The 24,007-nt window shown below is 62.6% G+C and carries 22 protein-coding genes; 9 read left to right on the top strand and 13 right to left on the bottom strand.

The genetic code is table 11. The features are described from left to right. Positions 1 to 113 precede the first annotated feature (113 nt). From purC to grxD, 6 genes are read left to right on the top strand one after another with little or no spacing between them, the layout of a single operon-like run. Positions 114 to 875, top strand: a complete 762-nt coding sequence (gene purC, locus AAC071_RS09180; protein WP_339831896.1) for a phosphoribosylaminoimidazolesuccinocarboxamide synthase — start codon at positions 114 to 116, stop codon at positions 873 to 875. Between the two features lie 13 nt (positions 876 to 888). Continuing rightward, entirely contained in the window at positions 889 to 1,134 is a 246-nt protein-coding gene (gene purS, locus AAC071_RS09175; protein ID WP_339831894.1) for a phosphoribosylformylglycinamidine synthase subunit PurS, read from the top strand. A 2-nt stretch (positions 1,135 to 1,136) separates the two neighbouring features. Continuing rightward, on the top strand, positions 1,137 to 1,805 hold the full coding sequence (gene purQ, locus AAC071_RS09170) for a phosphoribosylformylglycinamidine synthase subunit PurQ (RefSeq protein ID WP_339831892.1): 669 nt from the start codon (positions 1,137 to 1,139) through the stop codon (positions 1,803 to 1,805). Then, a complete protein-coding gene (gene purL / locus AAC071_RS09165; protein ID WP_339831890.1) occupies positions 1,802 to 4,021 on the top strand; it encodes a phosphoribosylformylglycinamidine synthase subunit PurL in 2,220 nt (739 codons plus the stop codon). Before purQ ends, purL begins: the two co-directional genes overlap by 4 nt. A gap of 30 nt (positions 4,022 to 4,051) precedes the next feature. Beyond that, positions 4,052 to 4,288, top strand: a complete 237-nt coding sequence (locus AAC071_RS09160) for a BolA family transcriptional regulator (RefSeq protein ID WP_339831888.1) — start codon at positions 4,052 to 4,054, stop codon at positions 4,286 to 4,288. A gap of 41 nt (positions 4,289 to 4,329) precedes the next feature. Then, positions 4,330 to 4,668, top strand: a complete 339-nt coding sequence (grxD, locus tag AAC071_RS09155) for a Grx4 family monothiol glutaredoxin (RefSeq protein WP_339831886.1) — start codon at positions 4,330 to 4,332, stop codon at positions 4,666 to 4,668. 70 nt (positions 4,669 to 4,738) lie between these two features. Here grxD and rpsD read toward each other — a convergent pair whose 3' ends face one another. Next, complete coding sequence (gene rpsD, locus AAC071_RS09150) at positions 4,739 to 5,359, bottom strand: 30S ribosomal protein S4 (protein WP_339831883.1); 621 nt, start codon at positions 5,357 to 5,359, stop codon at positions 4,739 to 4,741. A 220-nt stretch (positions 5,360 to 5,579) separates the two neighbouring features. Beyond that, positions 5,580 to 6,368, bottom strand: a complete 789-nt coding sequence (locus AAC071_RS09145) for an RNA methyltransferase (protein ID WP_339831881.1) — start codon at positions 6,366 to 6,368, stop codon at positions 5,580 to 5,582. A gap of 155 nt (positions 6,369 to 6,523) precedes the next feature. Between AAC071_RS09145 and AAC071_RS09140 the strand changes: the two genes are divergently transcribed. Further along, the gene (locus tag AAC071_RS09140) at positions 6,524 to 7,753 is read left to right on the top strand and encodes an NADP-dependent isocitrate dehydrogenase (RefSeq protein WP_339831879.1); all 1,230 of its coding nucleotides are present in this window, start codon (positions 6,524 to 6,526) and stop codon (positions 7,751 to 7,753) included. Here AAC071_RS09140 and alaS read toward each other — a convergent pair. The 10 genes from alaS to AAC071_RS09090 all read right to left on the bottom strand — a co-directional run bounded on the left by alaS (position 7,750) and on the right by AAC071_RS09090 (position 18,979). Then, positions 7,750 to 10,428 (bottom strand): alanine--tRNA ligase, encoded by a 2,679-nt coding sequence (gene alaS / locus AAC071_RS09135; protein WP_339831877.1) that lies wholly within the window; start codon positions 10,426 to 10,428, stop codon positions 7,750 to 7,752. The two genes, AAC071_RS09140 and alaS, sit on opposite strands and share 4 nt — an antisense overlap. 256 nt (positions 10,429 to 10,684) lie before the next feature. Beyond that, on the bottom strand, positions 10,685 to 11,773 hold the full coding sequence (recA, locus tag AAC071_RS09130; protein ID WP_339831876.1) for a recombinase RecA: 1,089 nt from the start codon (positions 11,771 to 11,773) through the stop codon (positions 10,685 to 10,687). A 188-nt stretch (positions 11,774 to 11,961) separates the two neighbouring features. Then, positions 11,962 to 12,912 carry a fatty acid desaturase gene (locus AAC071_RS09125; RefSeq protein WP_339831875.1) on the bottom strand — a complete coding sequence of 317 codons (951 nt, stop codon included), beginning with the start codon at positions 12,910 to 12,912 and terminating at the stop codon, positions 11,962 to 11,964. 78 nt (positions 12,913 to 12,990) lie between these two features. Next, positions 12,991 to 15,525: an ATP-binding protein gene (locus AAC071_RS09120; protein ID WP_339831873.1), complete on the bottom strand. Its 2,535-nt coding sequence runs from the start codon at positions 15,523 to 15,525 to the stop codon at positions 12,991 to 12,993. Between the two features lie 64 nt (positions 15,526 to 15,589). Further along, complete coding sequence (flhB, locus tag AAC071_RS09115; RefSeq protein ID WP_339831871.1) at positions 15,590 to 16,672, bottom strand: flagellar biosynthesis protein FlhB; 1,083 nt, start codon at positions 16,670 to 16,672, stop codon at positions 15,590 to 15,592. 13 nt (positions 16,673 to 16,685) lie between these two features. Next, on the bottom strand, positions 16,686 to 17,447 hold the full coding sequence (fliR, locus tag AAC071_RS09110; protein WP_339831870.1) for a flagellar biosynthetic protein FliR: 762 nt from the start codon (positions 17,445 to 17,447) through the stop codon (positions 16,686 to 16,688). A 19-nt stretch (positions 17,448 to 17,466) separates the two neighbouring features. Continuing rightward, positions 17,467 to 17,730, bottom strand: coding sequence for a flagellar biosynthesis protein FliQ (gene fliQ / locus AAC071_RS09105; protein WP_339831869.1), 264 nt, complete (start codon positions 17,728 to 17,730; stop codon positions 17,467 to 17,469). Positions 17,731 to 17,772: 42 nt separating this feature from the next. After that, positions 17,773 to 18,084, bottom strand: a complete 312-nt coding sequence (gene fliE / locus AAC071_RS09100) for a flagellar hook-basal body complex protein FliE (RefSeq protein ID WP_339831868.1) — start codon at positions 18,082 to 18,084, stop codon at positions 17,773 to 17,775. Positions 18,085 to 18,101: 17 nt separating this feature from the next. Continuing rightward, the gene (gene flgC / locus AAC071_RS09095; protein ID WP_339831954.1) at positions 18,102 to 18,512 is read right to left on the bottom strand and encodes a flagellar basal body rod protein FlgC; all 411 of its coding nucleotides are present in this window, start codon (positions 18,510 to 18,512) and stop codon (positions 18,102 to 18,104) included. Between the two features lie 38 nt (positions 18,513 to 18,550). Continuing rightward, complete coding sequence (locus AAC071_RS09090) at positions 18,551 to 18,979, bottom strand: flagellar basal body protein (RefSeq protein WP_339831867.1); 429 nt, start codon at positions 18,977 to 18,979, stop codon at positions 18,551 to 18,553. A 275-nt stretch (positions 18,980 to 19,254) separates the two neighbouring features. Here AAC071_RS09090 and AAC071_RS09085 point away from each other — a divergent pair, with 275 nt between their 5' ends. Together AAC071_RS09085 and fliP are read left to right on the top strand one after the other, a co-directional pair. After that, a complete protein-coding gene (locus AAC071_RS09085; protein WP_339831865.1) occupies positions 19,255 to 19,620 on the top strand; it encodes a flagellar biosynthetic protein FliO in 366 nt (121 codons plus the stop codon). Continuing rightward, on the top strand, positions 19,617 to 20,381 hold the full coding sequence (fliP, locus tag AAC071_RS09080; protein ID WP_339831864.1) for a flagellar type III secretion system pore protein FliP: 765 nt from the start codon (positions 19,617 to 19,619) through the stop codon (positions 20,379 to 20,381). Before AAC071_RS09085 ends, fliP begins: the two co-directional genes overlap by 4 nt. A 27-nt stretch (positions 20,382 to 20,408) precedes the next feature. Here fliP and AAC071_RS09075 read toward each other — a convergent pair whose 3' ends face one another. Continuing rightward, positions 20,409 to 23,885 carry a tetratricopeptide repeat protein gene (locus AAC071_RS09075; RefSeq protein WP_339831863.1) on the bottom strand — a complete coding sequence of 1,159 codons (3,477 nt, stop codon included), beginning with the start codon at positions 23,883 to 23,885 and terminating at the stop codon, positions 20,409 to 20,411. Positions 23,886 to 24,007 lie beyond the last annotated feature (122 nt).

The following is a 24,007-nucleotide window of genomic DNA, read 5'->3' as shown; positions in this document are numbered from 1 at the left end:
GTTAACTTGCGCACGCCGAAGGACCGATTCCGCAGACCGTCTTTCGCGCTCCCTCCGCCCCGCGGACATCCGACAAGGCACCGCATTCCGGGCCAACCGATTGGAATCACGACATGAGCCGGCGCAGACGCGTTTACGAAGGCAAGGCCAAGGTGCTCTATGAAGGCCCCGAGCCCGGCACGCTCGTCCAGCATTTCAAGGACGACGCCACTGCCTTCAACAACCAGAAGCGCGCCGTCATCGAGGGCAAGGGTGTCCTCAACAACCGGATTTCGGAGTTCATCTTCACGCGCCTCAACGAGATCGGCGTACCGACGCATTTCATCCGCTCAATCAACATGCGCGAGCAGCTGATCCGCGAGGTCGAGATCATTCCCTGTGAAGTGGTAGTCCGCAACGTTGCCGCCGGATCGCTTTCGAAACGCCTCGGCATCGAGGAAGGCACCGCGCTGCCACGCTCGATCATCGAGTTCTACTACAAGAGCGACGAACTCGGCGATCCGATGGTCTCGGAAGAGCACATCACCGCCTTCGGCTGGGCGACGCCGCAGGAAATCGACGACATGATGGCGCTGGCGCTCCGGATCAACGATTTCATGACCGGGCTCTTTCTCGGCATCGGCATTCGTCTCGTCGATTTCAAGGTCGAGTTCGGACGCTTGTACGAAGGCGACATGGTGCGCGTGGTGCTGGCCGACGAGATCAGCCCCGATTCCTGCCGGTTGTGGGACATCCGCTCCAACGACAAGCTCGACAAGGACCGGTTTCGCCGCGACATGGGCGGGCTGATCGAAGCCTATCAGGAAGTGGCCCGCCGCCTCGGCATTCTGTTCGAGAACGAACCGAAGCGCAGCGGCCCGAAGCTGGTGAAGTGAGGAACGACGACGCATGAAGGCCCGTATCAAAGTCACGCTGAAGAACGGCGTTCTCGACCCGCAGGGAAAGGCGATCGAAGGCGCACTGGGCGCGCTGGGCTTTTCCGGTGTCGAAAGCGTGCGGCAGGGAAAATACATCGAGGTCGAACTGGCCGAGAAGGATCGCGCCAAGGCAGCCGCCGTCATCGACGAAATGTGCAAGAAATTGCTCGCCAACACCGTGATCGAGAACTACGCGGTGGAGCTCGACGAGAAGTGAGCATGAAGTCCGCCGTCGTCGTATTCCCCGGATCGAACCGCGAGCGCGACATGCTCTATGCGCTCGAACTGATCACCGGCGTCAAGCCGCATGCCATCTGGCACACCGAACGCGAACTGCCCGATGTCGACCTCGTCGTCCTGCCGGGCGGTTTCTCCTATGGCGACTATCTCAGGACCGGCGCGATCGCCGCGCGCGGCAACATCATGCCGGCGGTGGCGAGAGCCGCCGACCGGGGTGTGCGCGTGCTCGGCGTCTGCAACGGGTTCCAGATTCTCTGCGAGGCAGGCCTGCTGCCCGGCGTGCTGATGCGCAATGCCGGCCTCAAATTCGTCTGCCGGCATGTCAAGCTGCAGGTCGTCAATGCCGAGACCGACTTCACCCGCAAATACCGGCCCGGCGAAATCTGGAACTGCCCGGTGGCGCATGGCGACGGCAACTATTTCACCGATGTTGAAACGCTGGCGCGGCTCGAGGGTGAAGGCCGCATCGGCCTGCGCTATGCCGCGGGCACCAATCCCAACGGCTCGCTCAACGACATTGCCGGCATTCTCAACGAGCGCGGCAATGTGTTCGGCCTGATGCCGCATCCCGAGAACATGATCGAACCGCTGAACGGCGCGACCGACGGGCGCGCGCTTTTCGAAAGCGTGCTGGAGGCCGTGGCGTGATTCCCAACGACGTACGCATCACCCCGGAACTGATCGCCGAGCACGGCCTGAAGCCGGACGAGTATCAACGCATTCTCGATCTGATCGGCCGCGAGCCGACTCTGACCGAACTCGGCATCTTCTCGGCGATGTGGAACGAGCATTGTTCCTACAAGTCGTCGAAGAAATGGCTGCGCACCCTGCCGACCACCGGTCCGCGCGTCATCTGCGGCCCGGGCGAGAACGCCGGCGTCGTCGATATCGGTGACGGCCAGGCGATCATCTTCAAGATGGAAAGTCACAACCACCCTTCCTACATCGAACCGCATGAAGGCGCGGCGACCGGCGTGGGCGGCATTCTGCGCGACGTCTTCACCATGGGCGCACGGCCGGTGGCGGCACTGAACGCGCTGCGCTTCGGGGCGCCCGAGCATCCCCGCACCCGCCATATCGTTTCGGGCGTCGTCGCCGGCATCGGCGGCTACGGCAATTCCTTCGGCGTGCCGACCATCGGCGGCGAGGTCAATTTCGATCCGAGCTACAATGGCAACTGCCTGGTCAACGCCTTCGCGGCGGGCCTCGCCGATGCCGACAAGATCTTCTATTCCGAAGCCAAGGGTGTCGGCCTGCCGATCGTCTATCTGGGTTCAAAGACCGGCCGCGACGGCATTCATGGCGCAACCATGGCATCGGCCGAATTCGGCGCGGACTCCGAAGAAAAGCGCCCGACCGTGCAGATCGGCGATCCCTTTTCGGAAAAGCTGCTGCTCGAAGCCTGCCTCGAACTGATGGCAACTGGCGCGGTGATCGCCATTCAGGACATGGGCGCGGCCGGCCTGACCTGCTCGGCCGTCGAGATGGGCGCGAAAGGCGATCTCGGCGTCGAGCTCGATCTCGACAAGGTGCCCTGCCGCGAGGAGGGCATGAGCGCCTATGAAATGATGCTGTCGGAGAGCCAGGAGCGCATGCTGATGGTACTCGACCCGGCGCGCGAGAAGGACGCCGAGGCGATCTTCGTCAAATGGGGCCTCGACTTCGCGATCATCGGCAAGACCACCGACGATCTGCGCTTCCGCGTCAGCCGCCATGGCGAGGTGATGGCCGATCTGCCGATCAAGGAACTGGGCGACCAGGCGCCGGAATATGATCGCCCCTGGGTCACGGCCGAGAAACCCGCCCTGCTGGCGCCAGCCGAAACGCCGGCACCCAACGATGTCGGCGAAGCGCTGGCCCGGCTGGTTGCCCTACCGGACATGTGCTCGCGCCGCTGGATCTGGGAGCAATACGACCATCTGATCCAGGGCAACACGGCGGTCGGCCCCGGCGGCGACGCCGCGGTGATCCGCGTCGAACGGCAGAAGAAGGGTCTCGCCTTCACGCTCGACGTGACACCGCGCTATTGCGCCGCCGATCCGGTCGAAGGTGGCAGACAGGCGGTCGCCGAATGCTGGCGCAACCTGACCGCTGTCGGCGCCGAGCCGCTGGCGATCACCGACAATCTCAATTTCGGCAATCCCGAAAAGCCCGACATCATGGGACAGTTCGTCGGCTGCATCCAGGGCATCGGCGAAGCCTGCCGCGCGCTCGACTTCCCGGTCGTCTCAGGAAATGTCTCGCTCTACAACGAGACCAACGGCAAGGGCATCCTGCCGACACCGGCGATCGGCGGCGTCGGTCTGCTGCCCGATGTGGCCATGCGCGCAACCATTCCCTTCAAGGCCGAGGGCGAGGCGGTCGTGCTGGTCGGCGAGACCAGGGGCCATCTCGGCCAGAGCATATATCTGCGCGACATTGCCGGCCGGAAGGACGACCGCAGTGCCCCGCCGCCGGTCGACCTCGCCGTCGAACGCCGCAATGGCGACTTCATCCGCGGCGAGATTCGCGCCGGCCATGTCACCGCCGTGCACGATCTGTCCGATGGCGGCGTGCTGGTGGCGCTGGCCGAAATGGCGATGGCCAGCGGCATCGGTGCGCGCATCCGGCCCGATACCGAGCTGCCGCTGCATGCCTGGGCCTTTGGCGAGGATCAGGCCCGTTACCTGGTGACGATGCCCGAAAAGGACGCAGAAAGCCTCATCGCTCGCGCCGCAAAGGCAGGTGTGCCCGCCGCCCGCATCGGCACCACAGGCGGCAGCGAATTGACACTGGCAGGTGCCACTCCCATATCATTGGTCGAGCTTGGGGTCGCACATGAGGGCTGGCTGCCGGCCTATATGGCCGAAGGCCCCGAGCTTTGACCGCCGTCGGCAATCGGGAGACAGACTGACATGGCCATGACCGCCTCGGACATCGAACGCCTGATCAAGGAGGCGCTTCCCGACGCGATCGTCGACATCCGCGACCTGGCCGGGGACGGCGACCATTATGCGGCCAATGTCGTCTCCGCCGCCTTCAGGGGCAAGACACGGGTGCAGCAGCACCAGATGGTCTACAGCGCGCTGAAAGGCGGCATGGGCAACGAACTTCACGCATTGGCGCTGCAGACCAGCGCGCCGCAGGATTGACACGAAACGCCGGCAACAGACGCCGCGAAAGGACGAATGAGATGAGCGACAACCCGGTCTTCGACCGCATCAAGGCGGAAGTGAACGAGAGCGATGTCGTGCTCTTCATGAAGGGCACGCCGGTCTTTCCGCAATGCGGTTTCTCGAACGCCGTCGTGCAGGTGCTGACCTATCTCGGCGTGCCCTTCAAGGGCATCGACGTACTCGCCGACGACGACATCCGCCAGGGCATCAAGGAATTCTCCGACTGGCCGACCATTCCGCAGCTCTATGTGAAGGGCGAATTCGTCGGCGGCTGCGATATCGTCCGCGAAATGTTCGAACAGGGCGAATTGCGCGATTATCTCGCCGCCAAGGGCATCGAGACCCAGGCCGCCTGATCCGTCCGGCAGCCGACAGCAAAAAGGCCGCTCTTTCGAGCGGCCTTTTCGTTTGTCCGGCGCGCGGCAACTAGCTGCGCGAGTAGAACTCGACGACCAGATTCGGTTCCATATGCGCCGCATAGGGTACATCGGCGAAAGCCGGAACGCGGACGAATTTCGCGGTCATCTTGTCGTGGTCGACTTCGAGATAGTCCGGCGTATCGCGCTCGGCCGACTGCGCGGCTTCGAGCACCAGCGCCATCTGCTTCGACTTCTCGCGCACCTCGACCACATCGCCCTCGCGCACACGGTAGCTCGGCACATTGACGCGCTTGCCGTTGACCAGCACATGACCATGGCTGACGAACTGGCGTGCGGCGAACACGGTCGGCACGAACTTGGCGCGGTAGACGACGGCGTCGAGACGGCGCTCCAGGAGGCCGATCAGCAGCTCGCCGGTGTCGCCGCGCAGACGGTCGGCATCCTTGTAGATGCCGCGGAACTGCTTTTCGGAAATATTGCCGTAGAAGCCCTTGAGCTTCTGTTTGGCGCGCAGCTGCACGCCGTAGTCCGAGAGCTTGCCCTTGCGGCGCTGGCCATGCTGGCCGGGGCCGTATTCGCGGCGGTTGACCGGGCTCTTCGGACGACCCCAGATGTTTTCGCCCATCCGGCGGTCGATCTTGTACTTGGACTCCTGGCGCTTTGTCATCGCGGTTTCCTTGGGTCAGACGTTAAGGAAACGCGCCCTCCTTTGTCCCTGCGGGACCGACAGGGACCGGCTACAAGCGTCGCCGGACCCGCGGGTGCGTAACTCTTCAATGAAAACCGGGCCCCCAAAGCCGGGAGCCCGTTTCGAGGCGGGTTTTAGCGCGGGGGACCCGCCCTGTCAAACCACTCAAAACGCTCGAAAAAATCGGCCCGCCCAGGCCCTATTTGTCCTCGGGCCCCTCGCCCTTCGGCACCCGCCTTGTCAGCGCCGCCACAACACCCCTGAGCGTGCGGACCTCCTGCTCGGTCAGGCCCGCCCGCTGGAACATGTTGCGCAGATTGCGCACCATGGAGGGGCGTTTTTCCGGCGGCTTCAGGAAGCCGAAACGGTCGAGTTCACTCTCGAGATGGGTGAAGAAGCCGACAAGCTCCGCCTTGCTGGCCGGCCGCGTCTGCTGGTAGTCGATCCGCGTCGGCGCGGTCGCGTCGCCCGCCTTGTGCCATTCATACGACATCAGCAGCACGCATTGAGCAAGATTGAGCGAGGCGAAGGCCGGATTGACCGGCACCATCATCAGCGCATCGGCAAGCGCCAGGTCATCGTTTTCGAGGCCGGTGCGCTCCGGCCCGAAAAGCAGCCCCGCCTGCCCGCCGCCGATTGCCTGCCGCAATGCGCCCGCCGCCATAGCCGGTGTGTGGATCGGCTTGACCATGTCGCGCGCGCGCGCCGTCGTCGCAATGACATAATCGAGATCGGCGACGGCATCGGCCGTCGTGTCGAACACCCGCGCACCGTCGATCACGACATCGGCACCCGACGCCGCCGCACGGGCCCGCTCATTGGGCCAGCCGTCGCGCGGCCGCACCAGCCGGAGATCGGTCAGGCCGAAATTGAGCATGGCGCGCGCCGCCGTGCCGATATTCTCGCCAAGCTGGGGCGCCACCAGAATCACGGCAGGACCCGCCTCGCGCGGGGCTTCGTCTCGCCTGGTCTGATCGGTTCCGGCCATGGGCAGATGGTTTCCGTTAGGGAAGTCGGCGAGCGTCAATAAGCGATTGCCTGCCTTTAATCAATCGGCCTGCAATGTTATACGGAAGAGGCTCGTTCTGCGCCGGCGCCACGCACGCCTGCCCCCCGCCCGTTACACGTCTCGAAGGACCCCCCATGCCGAAGATCAAAGTCGCAAACCCCGTGGTCGATCTCGATGGCGATGAGATGACCCGGATCATCTGGCAGATGATCAAGGACAAGCTGATCTTCCCCTATCTCGATCTCGATCTCGACTATTACGACCTCGGCATGGAGCATCGCGACGACACCGACGACCGGGTGACAGTCGAATCTGCCGAGGCAATCAAGCGCCACGGGGTTGGCGTCAAATGCGCGACCATCACGCCCGACGAGGCGCGCGTCGACGAGTTCAAACTGAAGAAGATGTGGCGGTCGCCCAACGGCACGATCCGCAACATTCTCGGCGGCACGGTGTTTCGCGAGCCGATCATCTGCCGCAACATCCCGCGCCTTGTGCCGGGCTGGACCGAACCGATCGTGATCGGCCGTCATGCCTTCGGCGACCAGTACCGCGCCACCGACATGCTGATCCCAGGCAAGGGAAAGCTGACGATGAAGTGGGTGTCGGACGATGGCAAGGACACGATCGAGGAAGAGATCTTCGACTTCCCCTCATCCGGCGTCGCCATGGGCATGTACAATCTCGACGACAGCATCCGCGACTTCGCCCGCGCCTGCATGAAGTTCGGTCTCGACCGCAAATATCCGGTCTACCTGTCCACCAAGAACACGATCCTCAAGACCTATGACGGCCGCTTCAAGAATCTCTTCCAGGAGATTTACGAGAAGGAATTCAAGGCCGATTTCGAAGCGGCAAAGATCACCTATGAGCATCGTCTGATCGACGACATGGTGGCCTCGTCGATGAAATGGTCGGGTGGCTATGTCTGGGCCTGCAAGAATTACGATGGCGACGTGCAGTCGGACTCGGTCGCACAGGGCTTCGGTTCGCTCGGCCTGATGACTTCGGTGCTGCTGACGCCGGATGGCAAGATCATGGAAGCCGAAGCCGCGCACGGCACCGTGACGCGCCATTACCGCGCCCATCAGCGCGGCGAGGAAACCTCGACCAACTCGATCGCCTCGATCTTCGCCTGGACACGCGGTCTCTCGCATCGCGCCAAGCTCGACGGCAATGACGCCCTGGCGAAATTCGCCGCAACGCTCGAAAAGGTCTGCGTCTCGACCGTCGAGAGCGGTTACATGACCAAGGACCTGGCGCTGCTGGTCGGCTCCGAACAATCCTGGCTGTCGACGGAAGGCTTCCTCGACAAGGTGGCAGAGAACCTCAACAAGGCGCTGACAAAACAGGGTCTCGTCTAGGCGGCGCCCGCAAGCCCTTCGACCGTCGCTCGCACTGCGTCGAGTGCGGCTGCAGCCTTCGCACCCTCCGGACCGCCGGCCTGCGCCATATCGGGTCGCCCCCCGCCGCCCGCGCCGCCCATGGCGGCCGCGCCGGCCTTGACCAGTTCGACGGCATTGAAGCGGGCCACAAGATCCGCCGTGACGCCAATTGCAATGGCGCCCTTGCCGTCCTCGCTGACAGCCACCAGCGCAACGACGCCGGATCCGACCTGCTTCTTGGCCTCGTCGACCAGTCCACGCAGATCCTTCGGATTGACCCCGTCGAGCTTGCGCGCGACCAGTTTGATGCCGCCGATCTCCTCGACGGGTGATTCCGACGCCGTCCCGGCAGTGCCGCCACCCATGGCGAGCCTCTTCTTCGCCTCGGCCAGTTCGCGCTCGAGTCGCTTGCGCTCATCCATCAGCGAGACGACGCGCGCCGGCAGATCCTCCGGTGCAATCTTCAGAGCGGCAGCCGCGTCCTTCGCGATACGTTCCTGTTCGACCAGATAACGCCGCGCGCCCTCGCCCGTCAGTGCCTCGATACGCCGGATGCCCGAGGCAACCGCACTCTCGCTGACGATCTTGAAGATCGCGATATCGCCGACACGACGCACATGTGTGCCGCCGCAGAGTTCGACCGAATAGACGCCATTGTCCTTTTCGGCATCGACGCCCATGGCCAGGACGCGCACCTCGGCACCATATTTCTCGCCGAACAGGGCCAGCGCACCGGCATCGATCGCCTGTTCGGGCGTCATCAGCCGCGTCGACACTTCGGTGTTCTGTCGGATAATGCGATTGACGATCACCTCCACTTCGGCGATCTCGGCTGCCGTCATCGGCTTCGGATGCGAAAAGTCGAAACGCAGCCGCTCCGGTCCAACCATCGAACCTTTCTGCGTAACGTGCGGACCCAGGACACGACGCAGCGCCTCATGCACCAGATGCGTCGCCGAGTGATTGGCCCGCGTCGCGCTGCGCACCCCGCCATCGACCTTCATCTCGACGATATCGCCGACCCTGAGATTGCCGCGCGCGAGCCTGCCGATATGCACATGCATGTCGCCAAGCTTCTTCACGGTGTCGCTGACCGGAAATTCGGCGCCCGCCGGTGTGAAGAGAACGCCGCTGTCGCCGACCTGCCCGCCCGATTCGGCGTAGAAGGGTGTCTGGTTGGCGATAATGGCGGCTTCGGCGCCTGCCGCAATCTCCGCCACCGGCTGACCGTCGACGACAATCGCCACGATCTTGCCTTCGGCATTCTCGGTTTCGTAGCCGAGAAACTCGGTGGCGCCATGCTGTTCGCGCAGTTCGAACCAGACGGCCTCGGTCGCCTTCTCGCCGGAACCCGACCAGGCGGCGCGCGCATCCTGGCGCTGCTTGGCCATCGCCGTATCGAAGCCTGCCTGATCGACGCTCATGCCGCGCGAGCGCAGCGCGTCCTGCGTCAGATCGAGCGGAAAACCGTAGGTATCGTAAAGCTTGAAGGCAACGTCGCCAGGCAACACGCCCCTGCCCTGTTGCTTCTCGACCTCTTCGTCGAGCAGTTTCAGCCCGCGGACGAGCGTTTCGCGGAACCGGGTCTCCTCGAGCTTCAGCGTTTCGGTGACGAGCGGCTCGGCACGGCGAAGTTCAGGATAGGCGTCTCCCATCTGCCGTACCAGCGCCGGCACGAGACGCCACATCAAAGGTTCGGCAACGCCGACAAGCTGTGCGTGGCGCATCGCGCGGCGCATGATCCGGCGCAGCACGTAACCACGGCCCTCGTTGGAGGGCATGACGCCGTCGGCAAGAAGGAACGAGCTTGCCCGCAAATGGTCGGCGATGACGCGATGACTGACCGCATGCGGCCCGTCGGGATCGCTTTTCGATGCCTCGGCAGAAGCGACAATCAGCGCGCGCATCAGGTCGGTCGCATAATTGTCATGTGTGCCCTGCAGCACGGCGGCGATGCGCTCGAGCCCCATACCCGTGTCGATCGAGGGTCTGGGCAGGTCGAGACGCCTGCCATCGGCCTGCTGATCATACTGCATGAAGACGAGATTCCAGATCTCGATGAAACGGTCGCCGTCCTCATCGGGACTGCCGGGCGGACCGCCCGGAATCCTGTCGCCATGATCGAAAAATATCTCGGAACAGGGGCCGCAGGGGCCCGTGTCACCCATCGACCAGAAATTGTCCGAAGTGCCGATCCGGATGATGCGGCTCTCGGGCAAACCGGCAATCTTGCGCCAGAGACCGAAGGCCTCGTCATCGTCGGCATAGACGGTCGCCATCAGCCGCTCTTTCGGCAGGCCGAATTCCCTCGTCACCAGCGTCCATGCGAACTCGATCGCTTCGGCCTTGAAATAGTCCCCGAAGGAGAAATTGCCGAGCATCTCGAAGAAGGTGTGATGCCGCGCCGTGTAGCCGACATTGTCGAGGTCGTTGTGCTTGCCGCCCGCCCGCACGCATTTCTGCGACGATGCCGCGCGCACATAGGGACGCTTTTCCTGACCTGTGAAGACATTCTTGAACGGCACCATACCCGCATTGGTGAAGAGCAGCGTCGGATCGTTGTTGGGCACGAGCGGGCCCGAAGCCACGACCTCATGGCCCTGCGCACGGAAAAACTCCAGGTACTTCGTTCTGATCTCGTTGAGGCCGGCCATGATCTTGCTCGTCTCGCGTACGGGCTCCGGGGCACAGGAGCGTCACGCGGCCGGAGCCGCCCATCCGCCCGTTTATCCCCCGATTATCCGGAAAAATACAGTGCCCCAGCTTTTACCTGTCGCCCCGTCGACTGTCCAGAAAGCCACCGGAACCAGTCTCGCGAAGGCTGGCGGGGACCCCGCCCCCAAAATGAAAACGGCGCCGGAGGGTACCCGGCGCCGCTTCGGCTCTCATCAGGAACCATGAGATATGGGGTCAGGCGCTGGCTTCCAGATCGCCATCCTCGTCATCGCGGCCGGGCTCGATTTCCATGATCTGCTCGGCAATCAGGCCGGCATTCTGGCGGATGGAGGCTTCGATTTCGGCCGCCATGTCGGGATTGTCCCTGAGAAACTGCTTGGCGTTCTCGCGGCCCTGCCCGATGCGCTGGCTGTTATAGGAAAACCAGGAACCGGATTTCTCGACAATGCCGGCCTTGACTCCGAGATCGACGAGCTCGCCCATCTTCGAGATGCCCTCGCCATACATGATGTCGAACTCGACCTGCTTGAAGGGTGGCGCCACCTTGTTCTTGACGACCTTGACGCGGGTCTGGTTGCCGACCACTTCGTCGCGTTCCTTGATCGCGCCGATGCGGCGGATATCGAGCCGGACGGACGCATAGAATTTCAGCGCATTGCCGCCGGTGGTGGTTTCGGGGCTGCCGAACATCACGCCGATCTTCATGCGGATCTGGTTGATGAAAATGACCATCGTGTTCGATTTGGAAATCGAGGCGGTGAGCTTCCGAAGCGCCTGGCTCATCAGCCGCGCCTGAAGACCGGGCAGGCTGTCGCCCATTTCACCTTCGAGCTCGGCCTTGGGCGTCAGCGCCGCCACCGAGTCGACCACCAGCACATCGACGGCACTCGACCGCACCAGCGTGTCGGCGATCTCGAGCGCCTGCTCGCCGGTATCGGGCTGGGAAATCAGGAGTTCGTCGAGCTGCACACCGAGCTTGCGGGCGTAAATCGGGTCGAGCGCATGTTCGGCGTCGATAAAGGCGCAGACGCCGCCCTTCTTCTGGGCCTCGGCAATGGTCTGCAGCGCCAGCGTGGTCTTGCCGGAGGATTCCGGACCGTAGATTTCGATGACCCGCCCGCGCGGCAAGCCGCCGATTCCGAGCGCAATGTCGAGGCCGAGCGACCCGGTCGAAATCGCCTCGATCTCGACCACCTGCTCGTTCTTGCCGAGGCGCATGATGGAGCCCTTGCCGAACGACCGCTCGATCTGGCTCAGTGCGGCGTCCAGCGCCTTTTTCTTGTCGCTATCGTCTTTCACGAGGCTCACAACATTCTTCGACATCACCGGTTTCCCCTTATTCCATTGCCCGCCGAGTCGTGCAATGCGGTTAATGTACCGGTTTTGTTCTTGTTGGCAATCGAATTTTTAAATACCTGAATTTATTAGGAAATCAGATTCATGTTCGTGGGAAGTTCCAGTTTTTCCACCACGGAACATCGACGGCCGCCGCCGCTCCGAGCCCGGACCGCTTACCCACCCGACACGACGCCCGACCGGCTGCGGTCCCAGGCATCCGTCCAGTCGTGAATCGTCGCCCCTTCCGCCTCCAGGATCGGACGCATCTCATCGAAGGCGCGACCGATGCGGTAGAAGGGAATGCGCGGAAAGAGATGATGGATGAGGTGATAGGTCTGATACATGTCGAGCATCGTGACCAGCCGATGAATGGCGCGGGGCAAGAGAAAAACGCTGGTGTCCTTGTAGCGTTCCCGCGCCAGATGTGGCCGGTGCGGCAGATAATTGAAGATCAGCCCGATCAGCGCCACGTTGAGGAACGTCGGGAAAATCCACAGCATCAGGATTTCATAGGCGAAGCCATAGACGAAGCCCAGCGCCACCAGCGTCCAGGCAATCAGGTGATGCGAGGCTGCAATGAAATAGGGCCGGCGCTGCACCGGGTCCTTCCACATGCCGAACTTTGTCATCAGGAAGACGTAATGCGGCGTCTGCGTAAGGAACCGCAGGATCAACAGCAGCGGGTTGCGCCCAGCGCACCATGTGTCGGGATCGCGTTCGAAATCGTTGGTATAGCGATGATGCACGAGATGCATCACGTCATAGCCGCGATAGGGGATCAGCGTCGCGATGCCGCCGACCCAGGCCAAGCCGTCATTGAGCCACTTGAAACGCTTGTCGTCACCCGAGATCGCCTCGTGCAGCCCTTCATGAACGGCCATGAACTGCATCAGAAGCAGATAGGCATTGACGAGCATGGCCGCCCACATCGGCCACAGGCCGGCCAGCGCCGCCGAGGTCGACAGCGCAAGACCCGTCAGCGAGCCGAGCACCATCAGAACGGTCGGCCAGGCCACATGGCCCATATGCCGGCGCGCAATGGCCAGCGCTGCGCGGTGATTCTCCGCGCCGCTGCCGACGGGCCGTGAACTGCCCGGCTCGAGGGAATTGAGATCAGCCGACATGCGGTATACCACCCCGGACCACATTAACTCGGCCGAAGGCTAACCGCTCAGTTAATGCAAGGCCAGTGCGAAGGCGCATCACGGAGCCTTCATCACTTCCTTGACGGCCGCAGCCAGCTGCTTCAGCGAGAAGGGTTTCGGCAGGAAGTGGAACTCCTGCGCCGGATCGAGGCTCTTGGCAAAAGCGTCCTCCGCATAGCCCGAGACGAAAATGATCGGCGTCCCCGGAAGCTTGTGCTTCAACTCCTTGGCCATGGTCGGTCCGTCCATGTTGGGCATCACGACGTCCGAGACCACCAGATCGATTCGTCCGTCATAAGCGTCAACAACCGCAAGCGCCGCCTCGCCGCTTTCAGCCTGAAGCACTTCATAGCCTCGTGTCGCCAGCGCGCGCGCAGCAAAGGTGCGCACGGCATCCTCGTCCTCGACCAGCAGGATCGTGCCCTTGCCGGTGAGATCGGACGGCTCCGGCGGCGCGGCGGCCAGCGAGATTTCCTCCTGCTTTCGATCGGCAGCCGTCTCGACATAGCGCGGCAGGTAGATGCGGAAGGTCGTACCCTTGCCGACTGTCGAATAGGGAAAAATGAAGCCGCCGGTCTGCTTGACGATGCCGTAGACCGTCGAGAGACCGAGGCCGGTTCCCTTGGACGGATCCTTGGTCGTGTAGAAGGGTTCGAAAATCTTGCCGAGATTTTCCTTCGGAATGCCATGCCCTGTATCGGCAACCTCGATCAGCACATATTCGCCATGCGGCATCAGCGCGTGATCCAGCGCCCGGCTGTCGGCTTCCGAGACATTGGCGGTCCGGATGGTGAGGCGCCCGCCTTCGTCCGGCATCGCATCCCGCGCATTGACAGCAAGATTGATGACGACCTGTTCCAGCTGGTTCTGGTCGACCTTGACGAGACCGAGATCGCGGCCATGCACGATCTTGAGCTCAACTTTTTCAGTCAGCAGCCGCGCCAGCAGGTTCTGCAGTTCAGCCAGCGCATCGGTCAACGAAAGAACCTTGGGCCGCAGCGTCTGGCGCCGCGAGAAGGCCAGAAGCTGGCGCGTCAGATTGGCGGCGCGATTGGCGTTCTGCTTGATCTGAACGACATCGGCAAAGGACGGATCGCCAGCCTGGTGCCGCGCCAGCAGCAGATCGCAGAAGCCAATGATCGCCGTCAGCAGGTTGTTGAAGTCATGCGCCACGCCGCCCGCAAGCTGGCCGACGGCCTGCATCTTCTGCGACTGCGCAAACTGGATCTCGAGCGTCTTCTGTTCGGTGGCGTCGATCAGGTAAACGACCAGGGACGCACCCTCGCCGGCATCGACGCGTGCCGCATAAATCTGGCCGACCCGTTCGGTGTTGCGCGCAAGGCGGATATCGACCGGCGCGCCGGACAGGCGGCCCGACCGCACACCTTCCAGCAATTCCTCGACAGCGCGGCGGTCGTCCTCGGCAACAAGGTCGGCAATCCGGATGCCGCGTTCGACTCCGGCACCCACATAGCCGACAAAAGCGCTGTTGGCGTTGTCGATCCTGCCTTCCTGATCGACCATCGCGATGCCGATCGGCGCATTGTTGAAGAAACGCGCAAAGCGCATCTCGGCGTCCCGCGCTGTCACCTCGGCCTTGTCGCCCGTCGTCCGATTGAGGACCAGCGCGAAGATGCGGTCCGGGCGGGCGCCAACACCGGCAAGCCGACTCGGCATGACGCGCACCGGCACAGCACGCCCTTCCGGTCCCTTGAGATCGAGGTCGAACGGCGCCATCTCACCGTCCCGGCCGCTATCCGTTTCCGTCAACGCCGGCGCTTCGCCCAGCACCAGATCGGCAAGTGTAAGCCCGCGTTCTGTCACCCGCGCGGGCTCGACATCGAGCCATTTCCCGAGCGTCGGATTGAGATAGACAATACGCCCACTGTTGGCATCGGCCGCAAAGAAGCCAACCGGCGCGTGTTCGAGATAGGCAAGCGAGCGACGATGAGTGCGCTCCGCAGATTCCGCGCGATCACGCTCCGCCGTCAGGTCGCGGAACATCCACACCGCCCCGCCATCGGCACCGCTCAGCGGCCGAACCACAACTTTGTAGAAGCGCTCGATACCGCCCGGCGTCACAATCCGGATATCCTCGTCGGCGGCAAAGCCCGTCCGGGCGGCCTGCGCAAGGCGGAAGGCGGTCTCCGCCATGTCGCCCCGCCCCGCCAGAAGCCGTTCCAGCGGCACCGGACGGTCGAGATCGAAGCTGCCTGTCATCATCCGGTAGGCTTCATTGGCAAACAATACCGCGCCGCGCCGGTCCGTCGCATAACAGGGATCGGGAAGCGCATTCAGCGCTTCGGCTGCCGCCAGCGGCGAGCGGCTCATGGCATCGGCCACGCCGCCGGAAAAGCTGAAGAGAACGGCAGCGGCGATTGCCAGCAGGCCGAAAGCGGTCAGCGCACCCGAAAGGCCGAAAGCATGGACGCCGGCGGCGTCGAGCAGCATCGTGGCAACGCCGATCCCGACACCCCCGATTACGATCCATCGCCGGGCCGGCAGCGTCCAGCCAGCCTCGCCCCCTGCCGTTTCCGTACCGGCGGCCGGATTGTCTATCGTGTCGGCATAATCGGCCGGCGTTTCGGCCATTTGCAGCTCCAGCATGGTTCTGTTGGTATGTCCGCCGCATGGCACGGCACAACGCCGGCCCGAATCACTTCCGGCCGCGTCCGCCGCTCATCTTAGCCTTAAGCCGCATCACATAGCCAATCACCTCCGCGACCGCCTTGTAGTGATCCGGATCGATTTCGTGATCGATCTCGACGGTCGCATAGAGCGCCCGGGCGAGCGGCGGATTTTCGATGACCGGCACATCATGCTCCTGACCGACTTCGCGGATGCGGAAGGCAACCGCGTCGACGCCCTTGGCAACGCAGGTCGGGGCGCCCATGCCCTGCTCGTATTTGAGCGCCACGGCGTAATGGGTCGGGTTGGTGATGATGACGGTGGCGGTCGGCACAGCGGCCATCATGCGCTTGCGGCCGCGTTCGACGCGAATCTGGCGCAACTTGGCCTTGACCGTCGGATCGCCTTCCATCTGCTTGTACTCGTCCTTGACCTCCTGAACGGTCATGCGCTGCTTTTTCATCCATTGCAGCCGCTCGAACAGATAATCGAGCGCTGCCACGACGGTCATGACGGCAATCACGCCGGCAAACATCTTCAGCGCCAGTTCGCGCACCAGCGGCAACAGCTGGGCGATTTCCCAGGTCATCATCAACACCAGCCGGTCGCGTTCCGGCCAGACGATCAGGGTGGCAACGACGCCGACAACGCTGAGCTTGACGATACCCTTGGCGAGGTTCATCAGGCTTTTTGCACCAAAAAGACGCTTCATCCCTTCTTTCGGCGAAATCTTGGACAGCTTGGGTTTCATGCGATCGGCCGTGAAGACCGGCGCATGCTGGATGACATTCCCGATCAGCGCAGCAAGGATCAGGACCGACAAGGGCGCCAACAGAACACTGAACATCGTGCCGCCGACATCGAGCCAGATCTTGCGCAGGTGATCTGCATCCATCGGGATGGCTTCGGGTTGCGAAATGAAGATCTTCAGCGTGCCCGAGAGCGAGGTCGCCGTCCCGGTTCCCATTAACGCCAGTGCGACGGCAGCGCCGAGCATCACGAACCAGGTGCTGATCTCCTGACTCTTGACGACATCGCCCTTCTTCTGGGCTTCTTCAAGTTTTCGGTGTGTTGGTTCTTCTGTTTTTTCTGAATCGTCATGTTCGGACATGGGCGCGTTCCACCTAGCCGACGAACATGGAAAGGGTCTGCTCGAACTCCTGCAGGAACCACGTCATCATGGCGCCCAGAAGCAGCATCAGCAGAATCAGCCCGAGACCGATATTGGCGGGCATCGCAATGAAGAAGATCTGAATCTGCGGCATCAGCCGCGAGAGGATGCCAATTCCCAGATAGAAGATCAGGCCGAACACCAGGAAGGGCGCCGCGAGCTGCAACCCCAGACGAAACGCGCCGGACATGATCTTGACGACCATCTGCGTGAAATCGCCGATCGGCATGGCAGCGCCGGGACGAAAGATTTCGTAGCTGTCGCGCATCGCGGCGATCAGCAGATGATCGAGGCCGGTCGCAAAGATCAGTGTAATCGCCAGCAGCGACAGGAAATTGGCGATCATCACGCCCTGCATGCCCTGCGTTGGATCGACATTCTGTGCAAAGGCGAGGCTCATCTGCAACGCAATGATATTGCCGGCGACATGAAGCGCGCTCATGACGAGCCGCGCAGCACTGCCTATGAAGAGCCCGACAACGATTTCGTGAAGCACCATGAAAACCAGCGACGGAACGGTTTCAGGCAGCGTGCCGTAACTGTCCGCGACAAGCGGCATCATGATCAGGGACAGAAGCAGCGCCATGATCAGACGTGCCTGCGCCGGAATGGTCGCCTCGCCGAGCGCCGGCATCAGCATCAACATGGCCGCGACACGCGAGAAGACCAGCAGGAAGATGAAAGCGGTTTGCGGCAGGTAGTCGATGGTGATCATGATGTCGGTCCCGGCGCCGTCAGCCCGAGACGATCTTCTGCGCGATCAGGCTCATGAACCCACCGAGCGAAGACCCCATGAATGGCAGCGCGACCAGCAGTGTGACGAAGATCGCAAGAATCTTCGGCACGAAGACCAGGGTCATTTCCTGCACCTGCGTCAGCGCCTGGAGCAGAGCGATCACGAGACCGACCGCCAGCGCGACGATCATCAGGGGCGCCGCCAGCAGCAGCAACACATAGATCGACTGCCGCGCAAGATCGAGAATTTCCGGTCCACTCATTATTTGGCTACGCCCCTGCCCGCCCCAGATTGCCGCCGATCGTCAGATCGGCATGCGCATGATTTCCTGATAGGCCGTGATCACCTTGTCGCGGACGGTCACCACCGTCTGCAAGGTTGCCTCTGCCTCGGCCACAGCCGTCACGACATCGACGATATTACCCTCGCGTCCCGCCGTGATCGCGGCGACCTTCTGTTCGCTGCCCTTGGCCGTACCGACAGCCTCGTCCAGTGCCTGCTTCAGCACATCGCCGAAGCCGCCGCCCTCCTTGACGCCGCCGGCCGGCGGCGTCGGCATGCCGGCGCCGGCGGCTCGGGCATAGGCATTGAGGGCAACAGAGGCAGGTATGCTCATTTGCGTCTAGCTCCCCTTCACTTCCGCAGGATATCGATGGTCTGCGAGATCATGCGGCGCGATGCCTGGATGAGATTGAGATTGGCTTCGTAGCTGCGTTGCGCCTCGCGCATGTCCATTGCTTCCACCATGCCGTTGACATTGGGCATCTTGACGTAGCCGTTCTCGTCGGCACCGGGATGGCCCGGCATGTATTTGAGCTTGAATTCGGCCTGGTCCAGCACCGGCCGGCCGAGCGACACGACATGCGTGCCGATTTCGCGGTCCAGTTTCTGCTGGAATGTCGGAATGCGCCGCTGATAGGGATCGCCGCCGGGGATGCGCGCGGCCGAGTCCGTGTTGGCGATATTCTCGGCGATGATGCGCATGCGCCCGCTCTGGGCCTTCAGCCCGGAAGCCGCAACCATCATCGACTTGATAAGATCCATGGCGCTCATGTCGAATACGTCCCTTCGGGCTCAGACGCCTACGAGCGGCCGAGCGCAATCCTGATCAGACCGAGGCTCTTGGAGTAGAGTCCGGTCACTGCCTGATAGTCCATCTGCGTCTCGGCAACCTTGATCATCTGCTCTTCGAGCACCACCGAGTTGCCGCCCGGCGTCGTTTCGAAATCCGGCTGCTTGACGATCTGTCCGCCCGTCGCCTGCCCCGGGCGCAAGCCGTTTCCGGCACCGGCCGCCGGACTGCCGATATGCAGGGCCTGCGTCGCCACAGGCGCCAGCACCGGTCCGCTGCGCTTCACCATTGCGCCGAAATCGAGCGCCTTGAGGTCGCGCGCCGTATAGCCGGGCGTATCGGCATTGGCGACGTTCTGCGCCAGCACTTCCTGACGCTGGGTCAGCCATTGCATGCGCTGCTTCATCATCTCGATGATCGGGAGGGTGCCGATTGTCATAGCCGCGTGCCCATCAATCGGTCTGTCGCGCGCCCTTTTCTCGGCGCAATCGGGACCGTTTCCGAAGCCACGCATTCCTTGGCGGCAAGCCGAGTTTTGCCGTCGAGAGTTAAGATCGTGCTAACGCGGCAAAATAGTCCTGGTGACTTCAGAATTGGCTAACCAGACAAGGCCTTGCATTCCCTCGCCCTTAACCCGGCATTAAGCCTGACGCGGCAAATTCTTCCCATGACAGGCCGGCCGGACAGGCTGCCCTCGTGTGGGGAATGCGCAGAATGGAACTCTCCGAGATATTGCGGTTTGCAGCTGCACTCGTCTTCATCATCGGCCTGATCGGGCTTTGCGCCCTTGTCGCGCGCCGGCTGGGTTTTGCCGCCGGCGGCGTTACGGCGACCGGCAATCAGCGGCGTCTTTCCATTGTCGAAGTCAAGCCTGTCGACGCCAGACATCGCCTTCTGCTGATCCGCCGCGACGGCAAGGAACATCTGATCCTGCTTGGAGGCGAACAATCATTGCTGATCGAAGGCGGAATCGACGCGCCGGCCGCGATTGCGCTGGCCGACACCGCGTCGGCAGAAGCCCCCGCGCCCGTTCTTCAGTTTCAGCGCATAGTCGATTTCATCAAGGAGCGCCGCGCGTGATCCGTATTCCCGACATCTCGGCACGCTGGAGACGCCGCGCGACCGGACTTGCCGTCGCCCTGCTGACATTCGGCCTTGCCGATCCGGCTCTTGCCAACAGCATCAGCCTCAACCTGTCCGACGGCCTCGGCCTGACCGATCACGTGGTGCAGATTGTCGCCCTGGTCACGATCCTGAGCCTTGCGCCGTCGATCCTGATCATGGTGACGTCCTTCGTGCGTATCATCGTGGTGCTGTCGCTGCTGCGAACGGCCTTGGGCATGCAGCAGTCGCCGCCGAACGCGGTACTGGTGAGCCTGGCACTGTTCCTGACGGCATTCGTGATGACACCGACCTTCACCAAGGCCTATGACGCCGGCATCCTGCCCCTGATGAACCAGGAAATGGAAATGGGCGAGGCCTTCGAGAAGTCGAGCGAGCCCTTCAAGACCTTCATGCTCTCGCAGGTGCGCAAGCAGGACCTGAAACTGTTTGTCGATCTGTCGAACATCGACGAACCGGAGGAGGCCACAGATATCGGCCTACAGGTTCTGGTGCCCGCCTTCATGATCAGCGAATTGCGCCGCGCCTTCGAAATCGGCTTCCTGGTCTTCCTGCCCTTCATCATTATCGACATGGTGGTCGCGTCGGTTCTGATGTCGATGGGCATGATGATGCTGCCACCGATCATCATTTCGCTGCCCTTCAAGCTGATCTTCTTCGTGCTTGTCGATGGATGGTCGTTGATCGCGGGCAGCCTGGTTCAGAGCTTCGGAACCTGACGCCATCGCCGGCCGGCCAACGCATCCTCAGTTGATTGCCGGCGGCGTATCGTCTTTCAGCGAGGCCACGAACCGTTCCATCGTGTCGATCGAGGCGATGCGGCTGGCAAGTTCGCGGAAGGCGACGCCCTGCTCGGCAATGGGATCGGAAACGACCGCAAAGGCGCCGGCATCCGGACTGCGGCCCATGGCGGCGCCGAACTTGGTTCGCATCCGCGACAGGCCATCCTCGTCGCCGGCAAGCGAATAGGCAACAGCGGCGCGCATGACCTGCAGGCGAACCTCGTCGGCGAGCGGCTCGTCGGGTTTCCAGCTCTCGCCGAGCAGCGCTTCGAAGGCCGCGCCTGTTTCTTCCCACCGTCCCGCATTCCAAAGAACGTCCGCGCGCAAGGCGCGAGACGAAGCATCGGATCGTCCCTCGATCAGATCCAGCGCATAGTCATACTGCTTGGTTTCGGCGAGCGCCCGCGCCTCGATCAACAGACGACGCTCGGCAAGCGCCTCGGGCAGCAGGTTCTGTCGCGTGGCCCGCAGTGCCGCCAGCGCATTTTCAGGCTTGTCGTCGAGCAGAAGAATAGTGGCCAGCCGCGCGGCAACCTGCGCCTTGGCGACGCCGCCATGCAGGCGGTTGGCAACCTGGTAGTCAAGCAATTGTGCCGCCTGCGGCAGCAGATCGGCCTCGACCAGACGCTCTGCCAGATGACGGATCATTTCATCGCCCCTTTGGCCGATCGGCGTCAGGTCCTTGAAGCTCTCGAAAAAGGCAAGTGCCTGCAGGGGCGAAAGACGGCTTGCCTCTTCACCAAGAAAGAAATCGGCAAACAGATCGGACATCTGCATGTTCATGCGATGCGCATGGTCGCTGTCGGGATAGTTTGCCGTCGCAATGCGCATGATGTTCAGCGCTTCGACAATCTGCCCCGCATCGAGATGAAGCGTTGCCAGTTGGCTCAGAACCTCGAGTTCCAGCGCATCGCCGCGCCATGCGTAACGCAGACTTTCAAGTTCCTCCGTCAGCGCTTCGTTGTCGAGCCCGCCAGTCAGGTGGAGCAGCATCGCCTTGCCGAAACGGGCGCGGGCGGCAATGGGCGGATATCCATCCTCGATCGCACGGTCGTAGCGAATGAGGGCCTCGTCATGGCGGCCGATCCGGTCGGCAATCAGGGCGTCGATCAGCAGAATCTCGGCCCGGGATCGGCGATCTTGCGGATTCTCGGGGAAATGTGCCGCATGTTGCTGTGCACCTTTGATGTCGCCGCCATCCAGCGCGGCCTCCGCTGCTCTGGCACGGAATATCGTCCGCCAGTCGTCGTCGAAGGAATCCATGATGGCGCCGGCCAATGCAAACTGGGTGCGTGCGGCATCCCAGTGACCGAGCTGCGCCCGCGCGAGGCCGCGCCAGGCTGCCGCATGTGGAATATTGTCGAGCCCGTTGCCGCTGAGGCTGCGAATTGCGTCGATATAACGGCCGCTCATCGCCTCTGATACCCCCTTGACGCCTCGGAATATCGCGTCCTTTCCGAGCGAGGAATCTTCAGCTGCCACGGCGGTAAGTGCCGACAGTGCTTCGGGTGCAAGCCCGTAGCCCAGCAGAAATTTGGCATAGTCGAAGCGGAAGACGCCGATGTCGGAAGTTGACGCCATGGCCAGGCGGTCCAGGTGGTACTGACGCCTCTCCGTAAAGGTGGCGCCGGGCGCCTCGCGCCATCCGGCAAAGTCCATGACCGCCGGGAATGTCGTGGTGGTCGCCAGCACGCCACCAGACATCATGTCGGCGGTACCCCCCGACAGCATCAGACCGGCCTTGCGTGATACGACCACATTGTCGGGCGCCGCCGCGACGTTCAAATCGTCGGCCATGGGCACAATCGCAATGCCTTGCGCGGTTTGAAGTGCCTGGAACTCGACGAAACTGTGTGAGGTCTGCACGGCCTGCGACGGTCCAAGCGCCGTCGCGACGATCAGCCTGTCCCCCACCAGCCGGTCCTCGAATTTGAGCACCTTGCGCGCGGCCTTCAGGTCGAACGTCACACTGCCACGCCCGTCCTCCTGCCAGTTACGCGAAACGGCGATGGGACGCCCGGTTGTCTGAAGGACCTCTCCCGCGGAAATCCGCCAATCGGCCCCCTCTTCCATAACACTGACAAGCACACGCTCAAGCAACGGCAGTAACAGCGCGACACCGCCGTCGAAGCGGACCACTTCGGGCGTTCCGAACGAAGCCGGCCATCCCTCCTTGTCGTCAGGCACAAGCGCTTCGATTTCGATCGGCAGGGGCTGGTCGAAGACCATCCACAAACGGTCCGCCCGCTCGAATACTGCCGCACCGACGGGTTCGGGCCATGAAATGACAATATCGGATCCGCTGCGTCCCGGATGCAGCCTGGCAATCGCCTTGCCAACCGGCCGCGTGCCGAGCGGCATCGGCCCCACGGCGACGGACGGCGATACGGTTGCAGATGCAACAGCATTTTCTTCGCCTCCGGAAGCGACAGCATTTTCTTTCCCGGCGGAAACTGCGGAATTTTCTTCGTCCTCGACCTCGACGGCCGAAACGACGCTCGCTTCGTCCGGCACGACATCATCATCCGCCGGCTCGATCCGCGCGGCATTCGGCCGAATGTCCTTCGGCGCCGTCGCCACGGCGTCTGGCACGCTGTCACGCGCATGACCGGGTTTGAGATCGAGAACGACCGTCATGTCTTCACGGAAATCGTTGATGACGACTCCAGGCTTCAGGGTCAGAACCACCGCAAGCCGGCCATCATGCTCGATAGCGGTCGCATGGCTCAGATAAGGCGGCGGATCGACGCGCAATGGCGCCAGATCGACCCGCGCCGTCCGATCGAAGGTAATGGTCGCCAGCCCCTGCCTTTGCACCAATGAATAGAGAACGGGCTGGTTCCAGTCGAAAACGAGCCGCGTGATGCCCTCGTGGCGACCGACCCGAACGGCAAGATTGGGCAGCGGCACGTCCGGCTCGACGATTCCCTGCGCCTTGGCAACGGTCGCAGCTTCCTCGGCCTTCTTCCTCGCTTCCGCGGCAGCCGCAACGCGGGCAACCACATCGGCCGGCAGGGGGGGCGCAGCACCTGTCCATTGCGGCGGCAGCAGATCGACATAGAGCGCGTTTTCGGCCTGTTTGCTGTCGGCCCGGAAATCGGCCTTCAGCGCGAAGCGCAGCGTCTTGCCATCATCGTCCTGGCGAGCCGTCGCGATGTAGCGCGGCAACTGGTGCACAAATGCGTCGAGATTGATGGTGATCGGTCTGTCAAAGGCAAGCACGAGAACGCCGGCATTCACTTCGACGCGATGCTTCGGCATGGACTGCGGAAACGCAATGACCATGCGCCCATAGCCGTCCTTCTCGATCAGATCGAGGCGTTCAGGCGCAACCTGTGCCGACGCACCGAGCGGCGCGAGAACCAGAAGCAAAGCGAACGCGATCGTGCGGGCAAACCCGCAATGCCACGCCGGATTGCGATGCCTTTTGTCGACCGTCATATGTCGATGGATTTCGCTCACACCCGGCGCGCGCTCCTGCAGCTTCTGCCAATATCCCCCGGCGTTCTGCCGGCATGCGGGCAGTCTACGGTCCGGTCGGTTAAGTGGTGCTTAAGGAGCCA

Source organism: uncultured Parvibaculum sp., from assembly GCF_963975745.1.
Classification (GTDB): Bacteria; Pseudomonadota; Alphaproteobacteria; order Parvibaculales; family Parvibaculaceae; genus Parvibaculum.
Note: the sequence above shows the minus strand (reverse complement) of the source record. Positions and strands in the feature narration are given on the sequence as shown.